At 38.7% G+C, this 1,492-nt stretch carries 2 protein-coding genes; one reads left to right on the top strand and one right to left on the bottom strand.

The window, feature by feature from the left end; all coding sequences use genetic code 11:
- Nucleotides 1-139 precede the first annotated feature (139 nt).
- Nucleotides 140-439, bottom strand: coding sequence for a hypothetical protein (locus tag JCM12296_RS34755; protein ID WP_054702752.1), 300 nt, complete (start codon nt 437-439; stop codon nt 140-142).
- Nucleotides 440-1,109: 670 nt separating this feature from the next.
- On the opposite strand from JCM12296_RS34755, the gene JCM12296_RS39490 reads away from it, so the two are divergent.
- A complete protein-coding gene (locus JCM12296_RS39490; RefSeq protein WP_157068194.1) occupies nt 1,110-1,247 on the top strand; it encodes a hypothetical protein in 138 nt (45 codons plus the stop codon).
- Nucleotides 1,248-1,492 lie beyond the last annotated feature (245 nt).

Here is a 1,492-nt window from a genome sequence, read left to right on the forward strand (position 1 = left end):
ATTTAACGCTTGCTTCACAGGCCGGGCGGGATAGCCAGTGAAATTGTTCAAAAAGCTTTGAAATAAATAAAATCTCAGGCTTACCAAAAAATGCCAAGACCCGCCCGGTCGAGTGTGTAAGCAGTGGTTATGTTTAAATTTATTTAATTTTTGATACCTCAATTTTATTGCTCAAAAGGAACAATCCACCGCCGGTAATCTGATACTCTATTACTTTATTACCTTTAGATCGAACAATGACTCTGAAGTTGCCCGGATGTATACCTCCACACAACCAAGGAATAAACCAATACCAAAGTTTCATTTTTATTTTTACGATCTCGTAGGTTCTTTCACGAGCCCATTCTTTAATTAGTCTTCTGGTTCTGATATTTACACTCAATGATAGATAAACAATTAACAAAAGAATTATAGGACCAATAAATTCTTCAATTTCCATAAATTGTTCCAATTATTAATAGAACACATAACGCTTGCGCTCATGGGAAACCAGGGTTTCCACTGAACGTTTAAATAACTGATGATTTTCAGACTAAAACTATTTACCAAATGCGCCCGGCCCTGGTTTCCCATGGAGTGCATTGTTATAATCTAAAGTTATTTTCGAAAACCATTTCCCATTCACAATCACGTTATTTTCCCGATACTCCTAAAATACTCATGATATTTTTTGGGGTAATATGGCTTAGATTTCATTAAAAAATATCCTAATAGAATTGTTAGAGGCATCAGAAAAAGCATCATTCCCCTAGTGCTTCCGGAGTACCATTCTTTTTCTGTATCTAAGAAGACCGTTAAAAGCATAAACAAAGGCACAACAATAAACGCAATACCCAGGATCCTTCGAGAAAGGAAATTGAAAAAGTTCCAATGAAATTTTTCATATGGGGTAGGTGTATTCATGATCCTGTGCTTATAACGAAGAAATAAGCGGCCGGGAATGTATTGTGAAACAGTCACTTAAGGTTTTATCGCCGGCAAGCGACATCGCTTAATAATGACACAGCTATTCCCGGTCCGCTTTATTGTTTTGTTCTCATTTTCGAACTTGTTTGAAAATGAGTCCCGGTTAATTTTGCAGCCTTTCATACCTGAAAAGGCCTTTATTCATGCAAACCACCCTGAAAGGCGGATTCTTTTCATGGTTGCTGGATTTTTCCGAAAGAAAGAACCAAACGCCTGCCAAAGCAGAGTCCTTTGAATTTTCAATTTTCTTTCTTACTTCACATCCCAAAAAGCCAGTTTGAGATAGCGCCTCATGCAGATGAGAACGACGAGCTAACTTGCGGCGGCTAAACGACCAGAAACTATCAATGGAAAAAGGAAGTTGATGATAGCACGATCGGCCAAAATGCCACCGTAACCGCCGTCAAAGTTTAGCGTTTTGTTGGTGCACCGAGATTTCAATGAAAAAGAAAGCGAGGTGCCCAGTCAAAACAAATAAGTCCGGTCCGAAAAGAAAAAGAGCACAAACCGATGATGATGGAACGGG

This window comes from Desulfosarcina cetonica JCM 12296 (genome assembly GCF_001311845.1).
Classification (GTDB): domain Bacteria; phylum Desulfobacterota; class Desulfobacteria; order Desulfobacterales; family Desulfosarcinaceae; genus Desulfosarcina; species Desulfosarcina cetonica.

Bases quoted from the DNA above. Each gene is read 5' to 3' on its own strand.
- JCM12296_RS34755 (WP_054702752.1), bottom strand. From the start codon at position 439: ATGGAAATTGAAGAATTTATTGGTCCTATAATTCTTTTGTTAATTGTT.
- JCM12296_RS39490 (WP_157068194.1), top strand. From the start codon at position 1,110: ATGCAAACCACCCTGAAAGGCGGATTCTTTTCATGGTTGCTGGATTTT.